Origin of the sequence: Inhella sp., assembly GCF_041912635.1 — a bacterium.
Classification (GTDB): domain Bacteria; phylum Pseudomonadota; class Gammaproteobacteria; order Burkholderiales; family Burkholderiaceae_C; genus Inhella.
The window spans coordinates 1-17828 of record NZ_JAYRMO010000034.1 but is presented as its reverse complement, the minus strand read 5'-3'; the positions used below and the strand labels follow the sequence as shown (position 1 = coordinate 17828).

Below are 17828 nucleotides of genomic sequence, written 5' to 3'. Positions count from 1 at the left end.
TGCGCGCGCCGCGCACCCTAGGCCGATGCGGTGTCGGGCCTGTGACGGCTGGGTGACCTCAGGACGCTCGCTGTTCAGGGGCCCCTGCGCTCCTGTTCCTTCCAGAGCTGCACCGCGTGTTCGACAAAGCTGTTCATCAGCTTGTTCTGGCGCAGCTTGAACATGGCGCGCGTGATGGCGCCGCGCAGTTCGGGCGTGTTGCAGGGCGAACGGTGCGAGACCGTGACGAAGAGCTGCTCCTGGGCGATCGGCGTGGGCAGCAGGCGCAGGCCCTTGATGCCCAGGCGGGCGATGAAGGCCTCGGCCGGGCTGTCCTCGTAGACGAGGTAGTCGGCGCGGCCGCGTTCCAGCATCTGCAGGGCCTGGTCCAGGCTGCCGACCTTGCTGAGGCTGAGCGACTCGGCGGCAAAGCGGTCGAAGGCCTGGCCGAAGCTGTTGTGGATGACGGTCAGACCCCTTTTCGGGATCAGGTCGTCCCAGCGCTGGAAGGGGAAGCCCTGGCCCTCGCGCTGGATGACCACCGAACGCGTTTCGCGGAAGGGCAGGTGCGCGTAGTCCATGTACTCGGTGCGCGGCAGGGTGAAAAAGGCGCCGGCGATCAGGTCGATGCGGCCGGCGCGCATCTCCTCCTGCACGCGCGCCCAGTTGCCGATGTGGCGCAGCTCGATCGTCAGGCCGATCTCATTGCCGAGCCATTCCATCAACTCGGCGTTGGCGCCGATCAGCCGGTTGTCGTTCTCGGGGTCGCGCCACAGATAGGGCGGGTACTGCGGGTTGCCGGAGGCCACCAGGCTGCGGCAGTTGCTGGCTTGCGCCTGCGCCGGGGCCATGCACAAGGCCAGGGCGGCCAGGCCGAGCAAGCGGATCAGAAGGTGGCGGAGCGGAGTGCGCATGATCAAGCTCTCGCACGGACGCGAAGGCTGACAGTAGCGCGCCGGCCAGACGATGGCAATCGCCACGCGCGGCTCAGGGCAGCAGCACCGCCTGCAAGTGGCCATCCTGCGCGCGCAGCCACACGCCCAGTGTGCCCAGCTGTCCTTGCGCCTGCTGCGCGCCTGCGCCGGCCGTGGCTTGCCAGTCCGGCCAGCTCAGCCCGGCCGGCAACTGCCACAGGCCCTGCGGCCCCGCGGGCGCCGGGCCCGGCTTCAGGCCCTGTTGCAAGCCAATTTGCGCGGCCAGACCAGCCAGGCCCTCCGGGCCCAGGCGGCGGCGCAGGTAGTAGGCCTGGGGCGCATGGTCGGGGTCGGGCTGCCAGATGCGCAGCTCGGCACCTTCCAGCAGCGCGGTCCCGGGTTCGCCCAGCAGGGCGCGCAGGCGGTGTTTTTCCCAGAGTTGGCTCATAGGCTTCCAGCCCAGCACGCCGGCCACCAGCAGGCCCAGGCCCGCCCAGGCGGCGCGGCGGCGCGCGGGTTTCAGTCGGCCTCCTTCAAGGCCACGTCCAGGGCGGCGATGCGGTCTGGCGTCGACTTCGGCTCGCCGCCTTGCCACTGGATCGTGCGGTCCAGCTGGGTCTGGCTGAAGGCGGTCTGCTCGCTGTCGATGTCGAAGGCCTGACCGGGCAGCGTGTAGTGGGCGAAGCGAGTCTTGAGCTCGCCCTGCAGGCTGCGCCCGCCGGTGGTGAAGTCCTTGGGGTCGAAGTCCCAGGTGTCGAAGAAGCTCATCTTGCCCTGGGCCGTCCACTCGCCATTGCGGCGCAGCAGCAGCTGGCCCTTGGCCCGCACGCTGAACTGACCCAATGTGCCGTTGGTGAGCGCGCCGGCCGGCACGCGCAGCTCAAAGTCCTGCTGGTGCTGGGGCAGGCGGTCGTCGTCGGCCAGCTTCGTCTGCCCGCCCTCCAGCAGCGCCATGAAGGCGCGCGAGCGCTGCAGGTTGATGAGCGGGTTGCAGTCCATCATCTCCTGCAGGCTCAGCGTGAGGCCCGCGCCGCGTCCCCAGATGTACTGGCGCAGCAGCTTCTTGGGCAGGTAGTGGCTGAAGCCGGCGGCGAACACCTCGTACGCCACCTGGTTGCGAATGCCGTCGGGCAGGGCGGCGATCCAGGCCAGCTTCTGGCCGATGTCGTCCCCCAGCGCCCGGATCTCCTCCACCGCCGCCTGTACGGCCAGTGCGCCCACGCGCTCGAGCTGGTTGCTCAGGCCCTGGCGCAACTCGCGCCGCACCCAGCTGCGCGCGGCCTCCAGCGGGTCGGGGATGGGCAGGGAGATCGCGCCCGCCCACGTGCCGGCAGCTTGCGCCAGCAGCGGGCCGGCGCCACTGGGACCGGGAATGCGAAAACCAGCCATGGCGTGCCTCCGTTCAGGGAATGCCGAGCAATTTATGGGTCTGCAGGCTCAGGCGCCACTGCGGGTGGGCCAGGCAGTAGTCGATCGCCGCACGCGTGTGCTTGTTCTTTTGCAAGCCATCGAGCGGCTGCAGGAAGAAGTGTTCGAAGTTCAGGCCGGCGAAGCGCTCGGGCGGGGCCAGCGGCTGGGGGTAGACGAGTTTGAGCTCATGGCCCTTGGTCAGCACCACCGGCGCATCGGCCTTGGGGCTGACGCAGATCCAGTCCAGCCCGTCCGGCGCCGGTTGGGTGCCATTGGTTTCCACCGCCACCTCGAAGCCATGCGCGTGCAGGGCCCCGATGGCAGGTTCATCCAGCTGCAGCAAGGGCTCACCGCCCGTGCACACCACGTAGGGCTTGCCGCCCCCGGGCCAGCGCGAGGCCACCCATTCCGCCAGCGCCTCGGCGGTGGCAAATTTGCCGCCGCCCTCGCCATCGGTGCCGACGAAATCGGTGTCGCAGAAATTGCAGACCGCCTGCGCGCGGTCCTGCTCGCGGCCGCTCCACAGATTGCAGCCGGCAAAGCGCAGGAACACCGCCGGCCGGCCGGCCTGCGCGCCCTCACCCTGCAGCGTGTAGAAGCATTCCTTGACGGCGTAGCTCATCCCAGCGCCCTCCAGCTCAGCGCCGCGCCATACAGCGCCAAGGCCAGCGCGATGCCGAGCTGCGGCACGCGAAACCAGTAGGCGCGCGCGAGCAGAAAGTAAGCCGTCAGCGCCAGCAGGCCCAGGCCCATCAGGTACATCGAACCGAAGAACACGCCCGGCCAGGCCAGCGCCAGGTAGGCGAAGCAGGCGGCGAACAGCAGCACGCCCAGGCTGTGGCTGGCATGAAAGCCCAAGCCGGCGCGCCACATCGTGGTCTGCTTGCTGATGACGGGCGCGACCTGCTGCAGGCGCTGCAGCAGCTGGCGGTCACGCGGGTGAAAAGCCGGGCCGTGGAAGGTGAAGAACAGGTGGGCCGCGCCCAGCGCGCCGACGATCAGCGCGCTGGCGGCCACCAGCCAGGAAGCGGGGTGCAGCACGGATCAGAGCCTGTGAATGAATCCGGCGCGCCCGAGCGGGCGTTCCAGAAGGTGTCGGACTAGGCGCAAAGCGCAGCCATAGCTCGGGCTATGGCGAGCATTTGCAACGACGGTCGGCGCCTGCTGGGGCGCACGAGGGGGCGTGCAGGATTTGTTCACAGGCTCTCAGCTTTCGCGTTCTTCCACCGCCTCGCACAGCGCGGCCAGGCCGGCGTGCACGGTGGCCAGGCGCACCGCGTGGCGGTTGCCCTGGAACTGCTCGCGCCACACCCGCAGCAGCTTGCCGTTGTGCGCCAGCGCCAGCCACACGGTGCCGACCGGCTTGCCCTCGCTGCCGCCGGTGGGGCCGGCGATGCCGGTAACGGCCAGTGCCCAATCCAGCGGCGCATGGGCCAGCAGGCCGCGCGCCATGTGGCCGGCCACCGCCTCGCTGACCGAGCCATGCAGGCTGATCAGGGCCGGCGGCACGCCCAGCAGCTCGGTCTTGCTCTGGTCGCTGTAGCTCACCACGCCGCGCTCGAACCACTGCGAGCTGCCCGACAGCGAGGTGCAGGCCGCGCCGATCAGGCCGCCGGTGCAGCTCTCGGCCACGCCCATGCACTCCTTGCGGCGGATCAGCGCCACGGCAATGCGTTGGATCAGTTCGGTTTCGTCGGCAAACATGGCTACACCCCCAGCAATTGAACGGCCCGCACCCCCAGGGCCCACAGCAGCAGGGTACAGCCGGCGGCGACGAAGTCATCCAGCAGGATCCCCAAGCCCTGGCGCCAGCCGATCGCTTCCTCACGGCGTGCCTTGAACAGGCCATCCGCCCAGGCCACCGGGCCGGGCTTGGCGGCGTCAAAGAAGCGGAACAGGCCGAACAGCAGCGCCTGCTGCCACAGCGTGGCCGGCCACACCAGCCAGAGCACCAGCCAGAAGGCCAGCACCTCGTCCCAGACGATGGCGCCAGGGTCCGCCACCGCCATGTGCTGGGCGCAGCGCGTGCAGGCCCACACGCCGACCCCCGTGCCCACCAGCACGATCCAGCCCCAGGGCTGTGGGCCGAACAAGCGCTCGACGGCCACGAACATCGCCCAGGCCCACAGCGTGCCCACCGTGCCCGGCGCCTTGGGCGCCAGACCGGAGCCAAAGCCCAGCGCGATCCAGCGTGCCGGGTGGGCGGCCATGAAGCGGAAGGTCGGTCTCATTGGAAATGGTCGAAGGACTGCAGGCCGGGTTCGAAGGCCTGCCCGGCGGCATCCAGCACGCGCAGGCCCGCTGCGGCTTCGATGCGGCCCACCGGCGTGACGGCCACATCGGCTTGCAGCCCCGCCGCCCGCACCTCGGCATGGCGCGCGGCTGGGGCGGTGAAGACGAGCTCGTAGTCGTCGCCCCCCGCCAGCGTGCACAGGCGCTGCAGGGCCAGCGGCTGCGCGGCCAGCAGGGTGCTGCGCGGCAGGGCCTCGGCCTGCAGCGTGGCGCCCACGCCCGAGGCCGCCAGCACATGGCCGAGGTCGCCCAACAAGCCGTCCGACACATCGATGGCCGCCGTGGCCAGGCCGCGCAGCGCCTGGCCCAGGGCCACGCGCGGCTGCGGGCATTCCATCGCCTGGCGGGCCTGCGCGAAGCCCTCGCCGGGCAGGCTGAGCGTGCCGCGGAAAGCCTCCAGCGCCAGGCGCGCGTCACCCAGCTGCCCGCTGACCCAGATCTCGTCGCCCACCCGGGCACCCGAGCGCAGCAGGGCCTGGCCGGCGGGTGCCTCGCCCATCACGGTGATGCAAAGGTTCAGGGGGCCGGCCGTGGTGTCGCCCCCCGCCAGCGCGATGCCATGCCGGTCCGCCAATTCGAACAGCCCATGGGCGAAGGCCTCGCACCAGGCAGCGTCGGCGCGCGGCAGGGCCAGGGCCAGAAAAAAGGCGCGTGGCGTGGCGCCGCAGGCGGCCAGGTCGCTGAGGTTCACCGCCAGCGCCTTGTGGCCCAGGTGCGCCGGGTTCACGGTGGAAAGGAAATGCCGGCCCTCCACCAGCATGTCGCTGGAGACCAGCCACTGCTGGCCGGGCGTGGGGGTCAGCACCGCGCAGTCGTCGCCAATGCCCACGGCCACGCCGGGCTGGGCGCCGGGGCGCTGGAAGAAGCGCCGGATCAGATCAAACTCACCAAGGGACATGCAGGCTCGGCATGACGGGCGGGGGCCGCCGGGGTGCGGGATCGTAGGCGCTGCGGCACACTCCCCAACCCCCCTCAGCTGTCCCGCCGCGCCATGCCGACTTCCGAAGAACAACGCGCCCAACTCCGCCAGGCCGCCCTGGAGTACCACGAGTTCCCGACCCCCGGCAAGCTGGCCATCATGGCCACCAAGGGTTTGGTGAACCAGCGCGATCTGGCCCTGGCCTACTCGCCCGGCGTGGCGGCGGCCTGCGAGGCCATCGTCGAAGACCCGAGCTCGATCTTTCGCTACACCGCGCGCGGCAATCTGGTCGCCGTCGTCACCAACGGCACCGCCGTCTTGGGCCTGGGCGACATCGGCCCCGAGGCCGCCAAGCCGGTGATGGAAGGCAAGGCGGTGCTGTTCAAGAAGTTCGCCGGCATCGACGTGTTCGACCTTGAGCTGCGCGAACGCGACCCGAAGAAGCTGGTCGAGATCATTGCCGCGCTCGAACCCACCTTTGGCGGCATCAATCTCGAAGACATCAAGGCGCCGGACTGCTTTGAAGTCGAGCGCCTGCTGCGCGAGCGCATGAAGATCCCGGTCTTCCACGACGACCAGCACGGCACCGCCATCGTGGTGGGCGCGGCGCTGCTGAACGGCCTGAAGGTGCTGGGCAAGAAGCTGGACGAGATCAAGCTCGTCACCAGCGGCGCCGGCGCCGCGGCGCTGGCCTGTTTGAACCTGCTGGTGAAGCTGGGCGTGCCGCGCAAGAACATCTGGGTCACCGACCTGGCCGGTGTGGTCTACGAGGGCCGCACCGAGCTGATGGATCCGGACAAGATCCAGTTCGCCCAGAAGACCGAGGCGCGCAAGCTGGCCGAGGTGATCGGCGGCGCTGATGTGTTCCTGGGGCTTTCCGCCGGCGGGGTGCTCAAGCCCGAGATGGTCAAGACCATGGCGGCGCGGCCGCTGATCCTGGCCCTGGCCAACCCGACGCCGGAGATCACCCCGGAAGAGGTGGCGGCCGTGCGCGACGACGCCATCATGGCCACCGGCCGCAGCGACTACCCGAACCAGGTCAACAACGTCCTCTGCTTCCCCTACATCTTCCGCGGCGCGCTGGATTGCGGCGCCACCACCATCACCGACGAGATGGAAGTGGCGGCGGTGCACGCGATTGCCGAGCTGGCCCAGGCCGAGCAGAGCGAGGTGGTGGCCGCGGCCTATGCCGGCGCCACGCTGAGCTTCGGCCCCGAGTACCTGATCCCCAAGCCCTTCGACCCGCGCCTGATGGAGCGCATCGCCCCGGCAGTGGCGCAGGCGGCGATGGACAGCGGCGTCGCGCAGCGGCCGATCGCCGATTTCGACGCCTACCGCGAGAAGCTGCAGAGCTTCGTCTACGCCAGCGGCACGACGATGAAGCCGATCTTCAACGTCGCCAAGCGGGCCAAGAACAAGCGCGTGGTCTTTGCCGAAGGCGAGGACGAGCGCGTGATGCGGGCGGTGCAGGTGGTGGTGGACGAAGGCCTGGCCCACCCCATTCTGGTCGGCCGGCCGGCCGTGATCGCGCGCCGCTGCGAGCGCTTCGGCCTGCGCGTGCGCCCGGGCAAGGACTTCGAGGTCTGCAATATCGAGGACGACCCGCGCTACCGCGACTTCTGGCAGACCTACCACCAGCTGGGCGAGCGCAAGGGCGTGACGGAGCAGCTGGCCAAGATCGAGATGCGCCGCCGCCTCACGCTGGTCAGCAGCATGCTGCTGCACAAGGGCCATGCCGACGGCATGCTCTGCGGCACCTGGGGCACGACGACCACGCACCTCAACTACATCGACCAGATCATCGGCAAGCGCCCGGGCGTCAAGACTTACGCCTGCATGAACGGGCTGATCCTGCCGAACCGCCAGATCATGCTGGTGGACACGCACGTCAATTACGACCCCACGGCCGAGCAGATCGCCGAGATCACCCTGCTGGCCGCCGAGGAAATGCGCCGTTTCGGCCTGCGCCCCAAGGCGGCGCTGCTCAGCCACTCGAACTTCGGCTCCAGCAACCAGCCCTCGGCGCTGAAGATGCGCGAAGCCCTGGGCCTGATCCAGGAGCGCGCGCCCTGGCTGGAGGTGGATGGCGAGATGCACGGCGACACCGCGCTGGATGCCGTCTACCGCGCCAAGCTGATGCCGCGCAGCACGCTCAGCGGCGAGGCCAATCTGCTCGTTCTGCCGAACATCGACGCTGCCAATATTGCCTACAACCTGCTCAAAACGGCAGCCGGCGGTGGCATTGCGGTGGGTCCGGTGCTGCTGGGTGCGGCCAAGCCGGTGCACATCCTGACGCCCTCGGCCACGGTGCGTCGCATCGTCAATTTGACTGCGCTGACGGTGGCCGACGCCAACGCGGGCCGTTGAACCCGCAGCGCGGCTGTTTGTCGCGCTGCAGCAAATTTGCAGTGCTGCCGCCTATGCGAAAGCCATGCCAAGGGGGTTTATCCGGAGAGAAAGCGGGGCGCGCACTCAAATTCTTTGTAGCTCGCTCCGCGCCCCGGTTATTGTTGCAAGCTGTTGATTTGCAAAGATAGTTTTGGATGTGGGCGCACGCTAACTAGCGCTCTATGCCCACTTTCCCGGGGAACGGATGGCTTGAGCTTTCGGGCCAATTTCGCTACCATTTCGGCCTCGATTTCAGGGTAAACCCGTGGCTTTGATGGTAGAGAAGGCGGTGGCCGCTCTGCAGTGGCGCAAAGGCGTGAAGGTCGCTGGTGCGTTGCTGATGGGAGCTTGGCTAGCTGCCCAGCCGGTGCAGGCGCGCGACAGCAGCGCGCCCGACATGGCGGTGGTGGCCCTGGCTGATCTGCCCAAGCAGGCGCAGAAGACGCATGAACTGGTGCTGGCCGGGGGGCCCTTCCCCTACGCCAAGGACGGCACCGTGTTCGGCAACCGCGAGCGCCAGCTGCCCAAAAAGCCGCGCGGGCATTACCGCGAATACACCGTCAAGACGCCCGGTGTGCGCCACCGAGGTGCGCGGCGTCTGGTGTGTGGCGGTATACCCCCGGAAAAGCCTGAAGTTTGCTATTACACCGAGGATCACTACAGCAGCTTCCGCCGTATCGTTCACTGAAACGGCCGCCACTGGCAGCGATCCCACCCCGTTCTTTGTTGATTTGTCGAGGACATGAGCATGTTGTTGCAGAGCATCCGCCCCAATGTGGTGCAGGCCATCCGCGCCTACCGCGTGGAGGACTTGCAGCAGGCTGCGGCCGAAACCGGCCAGCACTTCCTGTATGCGCATCTGGCCGATGCAGCGTCCAAGCAGGAGGTGATCGAGCGCATCGCCGCCGCCTTCCTGTTTCCCGAGCACTTCGGCAAGAACCTGGACGCCCTGTATGACTGCATGACCGACCTGGTGCACAAGTCGGGTCCGCAGCCGGGCTTCGTGGTGGTGCTGGAGCACCTGCCCGACAACGCCAAGTTCGACCGCGAGTCGCGCGAGCAGCTGTTGGACGTGTTCCGCGAGGCCGCCGACTATTGGAGCGACCGCCGCGTGCAGTTCCGCTGCTTCTATTCCTGCCAGTACCCGGCGCAGGAAGCGGGCATCTGGGAATCGCGCACGCTGGAAACCACGGCGCCGCTGGAAAAGCCCCTGCCCAAGAGCGCGGCCAACAAGGCTGGTGGCAACCCGAACTTCGGCCTGAACATGCCTCTGATGAGCTCGGCCTTCGACACCACCGCCTGGCTCAGCGCCGCATAAGTCGGCTTCCGCCAGAGGAAACAAGGCGCCCCGCGGGGCGCCTTTCTCATTGCAGGCTTTGTGCCAGCGTGACGAACTCGGCCACCGGCACCTCTTCGGCGCGGCGTTGCAGATCGAAGGCGCCGGCAAAGCCGCGCGCTTCCAGCCAGCGCCCCAGGCTGTGGCGCAGCAGCTTGCGGCGCTGCGAGAAGGCCACCGCCACCAGTTCCTCCAGCAGCGCCGGGTCGAGTGCGGCCGGCTGCGGCCAGGGGGTCATGCGCACGATGGCGGACATCACGCGCGGCGGCGGGTCGAAGGCCTCGGGCGGCACGTCGAACAGGGCCTCGATGTCGTAGCGCCACTGCAGCATCACCGACAGGCGCCCGTAGTCCTTGTGGCCCGGGCTGGCGGCCATGCGGTCCACCACTTCCTTTTGCAGCATGAAGTGCTGGTCCAGCACACGGCCGGCAAAGGGCAGCAGGTGGAACAGGATGGGCGAGCTGATGTTGTAGGGCAGGTTGCCGACCACGCGCAGGCGCTCGGGCAGCTGCGCGAAGTCGACCTTGAGCACATCGCTCTCGATCACGTCGAGCTGTGGGTGCTGGCGCAGGCGTGCGGCCAGGTCGCGGTCCAGCTCGATGACGGTGAGCCGGCCCAGGCGCTCCACCAGGGGTTGGGTCATGGCCGCCAGACCGGGGCCGATCTCGACCATGGCGTCGCCGGGCCGCGGCGCGATGGCGCGCACGATGGCGTCGATGACGCCGCTGTCGGTCAGGAAATGCTGGCCGAAGCGTTTGCGGGCCTGGTGTTGCATGCGGCGGGGGCTCAGCTGCCGCTGGCGTCGCGCATCTCGATGAAGGCGCGGGCGCGCAGGTCCTTGACCCACTCCTTGTAGGCTTCCTCGAACTTGCGTTCACGCAGCTGGGCGCGGGCCTGGTCGCGCAGCTGGCGCGGCTCGATTTCCTTGGTGCGGCGTTCCAGCACCTGGATCAGGTGGAAACCGAAGCGCGACTGCAGCGGCTCGGACAGGCCGTTCAGGTCCAGGCGGTTCATCACCTCCTCGAACTCGGGCACGAACATGCCCGGTGCGGCCCAGCCGAGGTCGCCGCCCTGCGGGGCGCTGCCGTCCTCGGAGTACTGGCGCGCCAGCTCCTCGAACTTGACCTGGCCGGCTTCGATCAGGCGCTTCATCTCGCGCAGGCGCGTCACGGCCATTTCCGGCGGCACTTTTTCGGAGGCGCGGATCAGGATGTGGCGGGCGTGCGTTTCCGTGACCTGGTTGGCGGCGGCGCCAGCCTGGCGCTCGAGCAGCTTGAGCACGTGATAGCCGGCTTCCGAGACCAGCAGGTTCGGCGTGATCTGGCCCGGGCTCAGGCTGGCGGCGGCCTGGCTGAACAGATCGGGCAGGCGGTCGGCCGGGCGCAGGCCGATCTCGCCCCCTTTGGCGCGGTTGCCGTCCTCACTGAGCTCGCGGGCCACCGCGGCGAAGTCCTCGCCGCCCCTGACACGGGCCAGGGCCCGCTCGGCGCGCTGGCGCAGGGCGCTGCGCTCGGTCTCGTTGGCGGTGCTGGGCACCGGAATCAGGATCTGCGCCACATTGATCGGCGCCTTGGCGGCGGCGGCGGCTTCACGTTCGGCGAGTTGCTTGTCGATTTCGCCGTCGGTGACGCGGATGCGGCCCACGACTTCGCGCTCACGCACGCGCTCGGTCAGCATCTGGTCGCGCAGGTTCTCGCGGAAGCGCTTGAAGTCCACGCCGTCGGCCTTCAGGCGCTCTTTGAGCTGCTCTAGGTTGAGGCGGTTCTGCGCCGCCACATTGCCGACCACGCGGTCCAGCTCGGCTTCGTCGACCCGGGCACCCGATTCGCGGGCATAGGTGACGAGCACGCGGTCTTCGATCAGCGCCTCCAGCGCCTGTTCGCGCGCGGTCTCGGCATCGGGGACGGGCTCGCCGCGCATGCGCGCCTCTTCGCGGGCGCGCTGCGTGCGCTGGGCGATCTCGCCCGCCGTCACGACGTCCTGGTTCACCACCACGGCGATGTGGTCGCCCGGCTGGCGGCGCGCGCGCGCGGCGGCGTCTTCGGCGGCGGCAGCGGCTTGGGTCGGGCCAGCCCGGGTGTCCAGCGGCGGCTTGGCATTGGCGGGTTGGGCCTGGGCGCTGGCGGCAAAGGCCAGCGACAGCGCGAGCACGAGGGCGCGCAAGCTAAACGGATTCATGGGTGAATTCAGGGGGCCTTGTCGCTGGCCAGGGGGCGGTAACCAGGCACATTGTCCCTCAGGACCTTCAGTGCATTGGAGCCGAAGCGGGACAGGCCGACGAGCTCCAGCTGCAGCAGGAAACGCGTGCTGGATTCAGCCAGGCCGGTGGAGAGCCGCTCCACGCCCATGCGCAGCACCCAGCAGCCGGCGTCGTACTCCACGCCGAGCAGGGAATCGGTGACGCGGCTGTCTTTCAGGCTGTACTGCACGCGGCCGGCGCTGTACCAGGCGCCCTGGCAGCTGCCGTTGCTCTTCAGGCTGCGGCCCCACAGCGGCCATTGCCAGGCCAGATCCATCTGCTCGTTCTGGCCCCGCGTCAGGCGGTAGGTCAGGCTGACGGTGCGGAAGGGCCCGGGCTGGTAGCGCGCGGCCAGCACGGTGCGCACGCTGCGCTTGCCGTCGGGGTCGTACTGCACGGCGGCATCCGCCCACCACGGGCTGCTGAGGTGGGCGGCGCCGGCCAGCAGCAGGTCGGAGAAGCGGCGGTTCACGCCGTCGGCCTCGGCCGTGATCTGCTGCGGGCGGAACTGGTAGCGCTGCACCAGGCCCAGGCGCAGGCGCTCGTCGCCGTCGTTCGCGTCGACCCAGCGGCTCACCGCCCCGAAGGCGAGCTGGCGCGCGTCGGCCACGCGGTCGATGCCGGTGAATTCGTTGACGCTGTAGATCGAGTCGACGTTGAAGTCGCGCGGCGCCGAATCGAAATTGGGCAGCTGATCCTGCGCCCGATAAGGCGTCTGCACATAGAGCAGGCGCGGCTCCAGACTCTGCACCACGGCGCGACCGAGGAGCTTGCTGTCGCGCTCGAAGGCCAAGCCGGTGTCGATGGAGAAGCTCGGAATCGTGCGGCTGGCGCGGCGGCGGCCGTCGGCCAGGGCCTGGCTGACGCGGTACTCGGCGCTGTTCACGCGCAGCCGCGGCGTGAACCACCAGGCGGTGTCGCCCAGCGGCAGGCTCAGGTCACCCAGCAGGTGCACGCGCTCACCACCGGCCAGCTGGCCGGCCTGCGCGGTGCGCGGCAGCGTGAAGCGGTTGTATTCCAGCTCCAGCGAGCCCTCCAGGCGCGTGCGCTGGCGGGCCGGCAGGAAGCCGAGGTCGAACTCGCTGCCGCTGCGCAGGCGCAGGCCCAGCTGCGGCTCGCGCTGGTAGGGGGCGGTGATGCGGGTGGCGGTCTCGACGGTCTGCAGCACCTGCCAGGCCTGCATGCGCGCATAAGCCTGCCAGTTCGCGCCGGCGGTGGCCGTGCCCCAGTGGCCGCTGCGCTCGGCCAGCCATTCGCGCGCCAGCAGGCGCGGCGTCGGGCTGCTGATGCGGCGGCGCAGGTCTTTCCAGTAGTCGTCGTCGCTGACCGTCTCCATCGCCACCCGGGTGCGCAGCCCGGGCAGCAACTCGCCGCGCGCGCGCAGCTGGGCTGACCAGCGGTCCTGCCCCAGCGCGCGGTCGTGCGGCAGCAGGCTGCCGGAGAGTTCGGCGCTCAAGTCCTCGCCCAACCAACGCAGCTCGCCGTCGGCGCCAAACCCACGCCGCGTCATCGCGAAGGGCGTGAGCGTGGCGTCGTAGTTCGGCGCGAGGTTGAAGTAGTAGGGCACGGCCAGCTCGATGCCGCTGCGGTTGTCCGCGCCCACATGCGGGGGCAGCCAGCCGGACTTGCGTTCATCACCCAGCGGGAAGGAGAAGCCCGGCGCGGCCAGGATGGGCACGCCCAGGAAGCGCAGCACGGCGCCGCGCGCCTCGCCCACGTTGTCCTTCAGGTTCAGTTCCAGGCGCTGGGTCTGCAGTTCCCAGTCGGGTTCGACGTTCTCTTCGCGCGGGCAACTGGAGTAGCTGGCGTCGGCGGCGCGCAGCTGCTTGTCGCCCAGGAAGTCGAGCCGGCTGGCCTTGCCGCTACCGCCGGTCTGGGCGATGCGGTACTGCGGCTCCAGCAACTCGCCGATGAAGGCTTCGAGCTGCAGGCGCAGGTGGTGGCCGCGCGCCTGGTTGCCCAGGTGCTCCAGCTCCACCGGGCCGGGGCTGCTGACCTCGTCCTTGGCTTCTTCGTAGACCAGGCTGGGCGCGCGCAGGAGGGTGTCGGTGTGGCGCAACTCCACCTCGCCTTGCGCCAACAGGCGCTGGCCGAGCAGGGCATCAATGCGCTGGGCGCGCAGCACCATGGCGCCACGGTTGCCGTCGCGGGCGCTGAGGGTCTTGATGGTGCGCAGCTCGGGCGCCGTGGTTTGGGCGTGCAGCGGACCGGCCAGCAGGGCCAGCAGCAGGGGGGTGAGCAGCGAGGGGGGCAGGGCGGAGGAACGCGGCACGGCGCAGACGCGGGCGGTGCCGCTTTGACTCGGATGGGGTTTTCTAGAATTCATTATCACCAGCGCCCGCCGGGCGCCCTGCCTCCGCTGCTCCCCATGTCCTCCTCTTCCTGGTTCGCGCCCCAGCGCGAGGCCCAATGCCGCGCCTGGCTGGCCACCCTGCCCCTGGGCCTGCGCCCCGACACCCTGGAGCCCGCCGCCGCCGACGCCAGCGCGCGCCGCTATTGGCGCGTCCAGGGCCCCGAGCGCAGCTTCATCGTCATGGACGCGCCGCCCGCCCACAACCGCCTGCAGCCCTTTCTGGATGTGGAGCAGCGCCTGCGCGCCGCAGGCGGCCACGCCCCGGCCTGCCATGCGCAGGACCTGGAGCAGGGCTTTCTGCTCCTGGAAGACCTGGGGCGAGAGACCTATCTGCCGCTGCTGCAGCGCGCCACCGACGCGGAGGCCGAGGCCCTGATGCGTGCCGCCATCAGCACCCTGGTGCAGTTGCAGGCGAAGGTCGACCCGCAGGGCCTGCCGCCCTACGACGAAGCACTGATCCGTCGCGAACTCGAACTCTTTCCCGAATGGTGCGTGCGCCAGGAGTTCGGCCAGAGCTGGGACGCCACGCAGCAGAAGTACTGGGAGATGGTCTGTCAGGCCCTGGTGGGCGCCTTTGCGCAGCAGCCGCAGGGTTTCGTCTACCGCGATTACATGGTGCGCAACCTGATGCAACCTGCGCAGAGCGGCGGCGCCCCCGGCCTGCTGGACTTCCAGGATGCCCTTCAAGGCCCGGCCGGCTACGACATCGCCTCCCTGCTGCGCGACGCCTTCATCAGTTGGGACGAGGAGCGCGAACTCGATTGGGCGGTGCGCTACTGGGAGCAGGCGCGCAAGGCTGGCATTGCTTGGGACGCCGACTTCGGCGAGTGCTGGCGCGCCATCGAGTGGTGCGCGCTGCAACGCCATCTGAAGATCCTGGGCCTGTTCTGCCGCCTGAAGATCCGCGACGGCAAGCCTGCCTATGCGCAGGACCTGCCGCGCTTCCTGGCCTATGCCACCAAGACAGCGGCGCGCTACCGCGAGCTCAAACCCCTGCTGCCCCTGCTCGAAGCCCTGCGCCCGGGGCTGACGACGACCGATTTCACACTGCGTTGATCAGCCGGCGTAGCTGAGCGGCAGCGCGGTGGTGAACTTGATTTCCTCCATCGCGAAGCTCGAACTGACGTCGAACAACTGCGTGCCGGCGATCAGGCGCTTGTAGACCTTGTCGTAGGCGGCGATGTCCGGCACCACCACGCGCAGCAGGTAGTCCACCTCGCCGCTCATCCGGTAGAACTCGACGACCTCGGGGATCAGCTCCACCGCGGTCTTGAACTGCTGGAACCAGGCCTCCGAATGGGTGCTGGTGCGAATCGAGACGAACACCGTCACTCCCACATTGACCTGCTGCGGGTCCACCAGCATCACGCTGCGGCGGATCACGCCGCGCTCCTTCAGGCGCTGCACGCGCCGCCAGCAGGGCGTTTGCGACAGCCCGACCTGCTCGGCCAGTTCGGCCACCGGGATCTCGGCGTTTTCCTGCAGCAGCGCCAAGATCTTGCGGTCGATGGAATCCAATTTCGTGTTTGGCATCTTGATGGGAATCAAATTCCATTGATGATCGGAATCGAGCGATAGTTTGCACTCGGCTTCTCCGGTTGGGTGAACAGAATTCCCGCCTCATGGAGATCTACCTCGACGCCAACGCCACCACCCCCGTCCTGCCCCAGGCGCGCGCCGCGGCGCTCGCCGTCATGGCGGAGGCGTTTGGCAACCCCAGCAGCATCCACGGCGCCGGCCTGAAGGCGCGCGCGCTGCTGGATGGCGTGCGCGCCACGGCCCGGCGCGTGCTGCAGGCGCCCAGTGGCCAGCTGCTCTTCACCAGCGGCGCCACCGAGGGCATCCAGACCGCCGTGCTCTCCGCCCTGAACGCGCTGCGCGAGCGCCGGGCCGCCGGCCAGGCCATCCCCACCGTGCTGCTCTACGGCGCCACCGAGCACAAGGCCGTGCCCGAGGCGCTGCGCCACTGGAACGCGCTGCTCGGCCTGAGGCTGGAGATCCAGGCCATCCCGGTCGGCCCCGACGGCCGCCACGACCTGGCCTGGTTGCGCGCCCACGCGCCCCAAGCCGGCCTGGTCTGCACCATGGCGGCGAACAACGAGACCGGGGTCATCAGCGATTTGGACGGTATCGCCGCGGCGCTGGCCGGCAGCGGCGCGCTCTGGCTGGTGGACGGCGTGCAGGCCCTGGGCAAGCTGCCGCTGAAGCTGCTGGAACGCGGCATCGACTACGCGCCCTTTTCCGGCCACAAGCTTTACGCCCCCAAGGGCGTGGGCCTGCTTTACGTGCGTGAAGGCGCGCCCTTCACGCCGCTGATGGCCGGTGGCGGCCAGGAAGGCGCGCTGCGCTCGGGCACCGAGAACATGGCGGGCATCGCCGCGCTGGGCGCGGTGCTGGCAGCGCTGGAGCAGGGTGGCGTGTTTGCCGACGCCACCGAGCTGCAGGCCCGGCGCGAGCGCCTCAGCGAAGCCCTGCGCGCCGCCTTTCCGGGCCTGGTGCTCAACGCCCCGCTGGCACTCAGCCTGCCCACCACGCTGAACTTCTCCGTACCCGGCTTCAGCGCCCGCCAACTGCTCGATCTGTTCGACGCCGCCGGCCTGCGCCTGAGCGGCGGCTCGGCCTGCGGTGCCGCGCGCGCCCAACCCAGCTACGTGCTGCAAGCCATGGGCCTGCCGGCCTGGCAGACCGCCGCGGCGGTGCGCCTGTCCTTCGGCGCGGCCGATGACGCCGCGCTGATCGACGCCGCCTGCACCCGCCTGGCCGCCTGCGCCCAGGCCCTGCAGGCCAGCGGCGAACTACCCGGCGCCGCCACGCCCGGCCGCCTGCCTGCGCTCACCCGCTTCGTGGTGGACGGCGCCTGCTGCTACGTGCTGGCCGATGCCGACAGCCGCCGCTGCGTCGTCGTCGACCCCCTGCCCGAGCTCACGCCGCGCCTGCCGACCTGGCTGCGCGCCCATCAGGCGCGCCTGCTCGCCGTGCTGGACACCCACAGCCATGGCGATCACGCCTCTTCCGCCACCGACCTGCGCCAGGCCCTGCCGGCCGACCTGCTGCAGCCGGCCGATGCCCTGGGCTGGCCGCAGGGCCTGCAGGCGCTGGAGCTGGGCGGCTGCTGGCTCACCCGCCTGCCCCTGCCTGGCCACACACAAGATTCCACCGCCTACCTGCTGCACAACCCCCAGGGCCTGCGCCTGGCCTGCGTGGGCGACACCGTGCTGCCCGGCGCGCTGGGCCGCACCGATTTCGCCCAGTCCGCCCCTGCGGCCTACGGCGGCTCGCTGCGCACCCTGCTGCAGGCCGTGGGCCCGCACACCCTGCTGCTGCCCGGGCACGACTACGAACACCGCCTGGCCTGCACCCTGGCGGTGGAATGCGCCGCCCAGCCCCTGCTGGAAGGCGTGCTGAGCGGCCAGCTGGACGACGCCGGCTTTGCCCGCGCCAAGGCCCAGCTGGAGCAGCACCTCGGACCCACCGAGTACCAGACCCTGGCCTGCGGCGCCCGCGTGGACTGCGCGCAGGGCAGCGAGCCCGTGGAGCTGGCCGCCGCCGCGCTCCAGCCCGGCGGCCTGCTGGTGGATGTGCGCGAACCCTATGAACAGCGCCTGGGCACCGCCCCCGCCCCGGCCGGCGTGCCGATGCGCGCGCTGCCCTGGTCCGAACTGGCGGCCGAGCTGCCCGACTGGCTGGCCCAGCTGCCGCGCCACACGCCGCTGTACTTCATCTGCCGCAGCGGCAACCGCAGCGCCCTGGCCGCCCGCGCGCTGCGCCGACTGGGCTTCGGTCAGGCCTGGAGCGTGGCCGGTGGCCTGGCGCTGTGGCCTGCTCACGAGCCGCGCTGATGCCCCGGGAGGCGGTGCAGGCCTGCTAAGTAGTCGGCCCTGAACAACTCAGTTCGCGCCGACTGGCACCATTGGGTCGGGCGCTAATCGCGAGCTGAGCAGGCACTCGGCCAGTGTCACGACGCCGAACAAGGCCAGCAAAAGCACCCGCAGGTGCGC

Annotated in this window: 16 protein-coding genes and 1 pseudogene; 5 read left to right on the top strand and 12 right to left on the bottom strand. The window is 69.8% G+C overall.

Features of this window, described 5'->3' with window-relative positions; all coding sequences use genetic code 11:
* Positions 1-74: 74 nt before the first annotated feature.
* The 8 genes from ACE3QP_RS17675 to thiL all read right to left on the bottom strand — a co-directional run bounded on the left by ACE3QP_RS17675 (position 75) and on the right by thiL (position 5493).
* Positions 75-893 (bottom strand): substrate-binding periplasmic protein, encoded by an 819-nt coding sequence (locus tag ACE3QP_RS17675; RefSeq protein WP_374437807.1) that lies wholly within the window; start codon positions 891-893, stop codon positions 75-77.
* 73 nt (positions 894-966) lie between these two features.
* On the bottom strand, positions 967-1341 hold the full coding sequence (locus ACE3QP_RS17670; protein ID WP_374437806.1) for a hypothetical protein: 375 nt from the start codon (positions 1339-1341) through the stop codon (positions 967-969).
* Between the two features lie 71 nt (positions 1342-1412).
* Complete coding sequence (locus ACE3QP_RS17665) at positions 1413-2282, bottom strand: hypothetical protein (RefSeq protein ID WP_374437805.1); 870 nt, start codon at positions 2280-2282, stop codon at positions 1413-1415.
* Between the two features lie 13 nt (positions 2283-2295).
* Positions 2296-2925 carry a 7-carboxy-7-deazaguanine synthase gene (queE, locus tag ACE3QP_RS17660; RefSeq protein ID WP_374437804.1) on the bottom strand — a complete coding sequence of 210 codons (630 nt, stop codon included), beginning with the start codon at positions 2923-2925 and terminating at the stop codon, positions 2296-2298.
* Entirely contained in the window at positions 2922-3344 is a 423-nt protein-coding gene (locus ACE3QP_RS17655; RefSeq protein ID WP_374437803.1) for a hypothetical protein, read from the bottom strand. The genes queE and ACE3QP_RS17655 overlap by 4 nt, the downstream gene beginning before the upstream one ends.
* A 165-nt stretch (positions 3345-3509) precedes the next feature.
* Positions 3510-4007 (bottom strand): CinA family protein, encoded by a 498-nt coding sequence (locus ACE3QP_RS17650; protein WP_374437802.1) that lies wholly within the window; start codon positions 4005-4007, stop codon positions 3510-3512.
* Positions 4008-4009: 2 nt separating this feature from the next.
* Positions 4010-4534 carry a phosphatidylglycerophosphatase A gene (locus ACE3QP_RS17645; protein ID WP_374437801.1) on the bottom strand — a complete coding sequence of 175 codons (525 nt, stop codon included), beginning with the start codon at positions 4532-4534 and terminating at the stop codon, positions 4010-4012.
* Positions 4531-5493, bottom strand: a complete 963-nt coding sequence (thiL, locus tag ACE3QP_RS17640; protein WP_374437800.1) for a thiamine-phosphate kinase — start codon at positions 5491-5493, stop codon at positions 4531-4533. The genes ACE3QP_RS17645 and thiL overlap by 4 nt, the downstream gene beginning before the upstream one ends.
* 93 nt (positions 5494-5586) lie before the next feature.
* On the opposite strand from thiL, the gene ACE3QP_RS17635 reads away from it, so the two are divergent.
* The 3 genes and pseudogenes from ACE3QP_RS17635 to ACE3QP_RS17625 all read left to right on the top strand — a co-directional run.
* Complete coding sequence (locus ACE3QP_RS17635) at positions 5587-7881, top strand: NADP-dependent malic enzyme (RefSeq protein ID WP_374437799.1); 2295 nt, start codon at positions 5587-5589, stop codon at positions 7879-7881.
* Positions 7882-8242: 361 nt separating this feature from the next.
* On the top strand, positions 8243-8590 hold the full coding sequence (locus tag ACE3QP_RS17630) for a ribonuclease domain-containing protein (RefSeq protein ID WP_374437798.1): 348 nt from the start codon (positions 8243-8245) through the stop codon (positions 8588-8590).
* 60 nt (positions 8591-8650) lie between these two features.
* Positions 8651-9037 (top strand): annotated as a pseudogene (locus ACE3QP_RS17625) (barstar family protein); the annotation flags it as partial.
* A gap of 229 nt (positions 9038-9266) precedes the next feature.
* Here the strand turns inward: ACE3QP_RS17625 and rsmA are convergent.
* The 3 genes from rsmA to ACE3QP_RS17610 are packed head-to-tail and all read right to left on the bottom strand — an operon-like array spanning position 9267 to position 13749.
* The gene (gene rsmA, locus ACE3QP_RS17620) at positions 9267-10013 is read right to left on the bottom strand and encodes a 16S rRNA (adenine(1518)-N(6)/adenine(1519)-N(6))-dimethyltransferase RsmA (RefSeq protein WP_374437797.1); all 747 of its coding nucleotides are present in this window, start codon (positions 10011-10013) and stop codon (positions 9267-9269) included.
* 11 nt (positions 10014-10024) lie between these two features.
* A complete protein-coding gene (locus ACE3QP_RS17615; protein ID WP_374437796.1) occupies positions 10025-11416 on the bottom strand; it encodes a peptidylprolyl isomerase in 1392 nt (463 codons plus the stop codon).
* Between the two features lie 8 nt (positions 11417-11424).
* Positions 11425-13749 carry an LPS-assembly protein LptD gene (locus ACE3QP_RS17610; RefSeq protein ID WP_374437795.1) on the bottom strand — a complete coding sequence of 775 codons (2325 nt, stop codon included), beginning with the start codon at positions 13747-13749 and terminating at the stop codon, positions 11425-11427.
* Between the two features lie 96 nt (positions 13750-13845).
* Here ACE3QP_RS17610 and ACE3QP_RS17605 point away from each other — a divergent pair, with 96 nt between their 5' ends.
* Positions 13846-14886: an aminoglycoside phosphotransferase family protein gene (locus ACE3QP_RS17605; RefSeq protein ID WP_374437794.1), complete on the top strand. Its 1041-nt coding sequence runs from the start codon at positions 13846-13848 to the stop codon at positions 14884-14886.
* Here the strand turns inward: ACE3QP_RS17605 and ACE3QP_RS17600 are convergent, their stop codons facing one another.
* On the bottom strand, positions 14887-15348 hold the full coding sequence (locus tag ACE3QP_RS17600) for an Lrp/AsnC family transcriptional regulator (RefSeq protein WP_374437847.1): 462 nt from the start codon (positions 15346-15348) through the stop codon (positions 14887-14889).
* Between the two features lie 104 nt (positions 15349-15452).
* Between ACE3QP_RS17600 and ACE3QP_RS17595 the strand changes: the two genes are divergently transcribed.
* A complete protein-coding gene (locus ACE3QP_RS17595; protein WP_374437793.1) occupies positions 15453-17669 on the top strand; it encodes an aminotransferase class V-fold PLP-dependent enzyme in 2217 nt (738 codons plus the stop codon).
* The last annotated feature ends 159 nt before the right edge of the window (positions 17670-17828 follow it).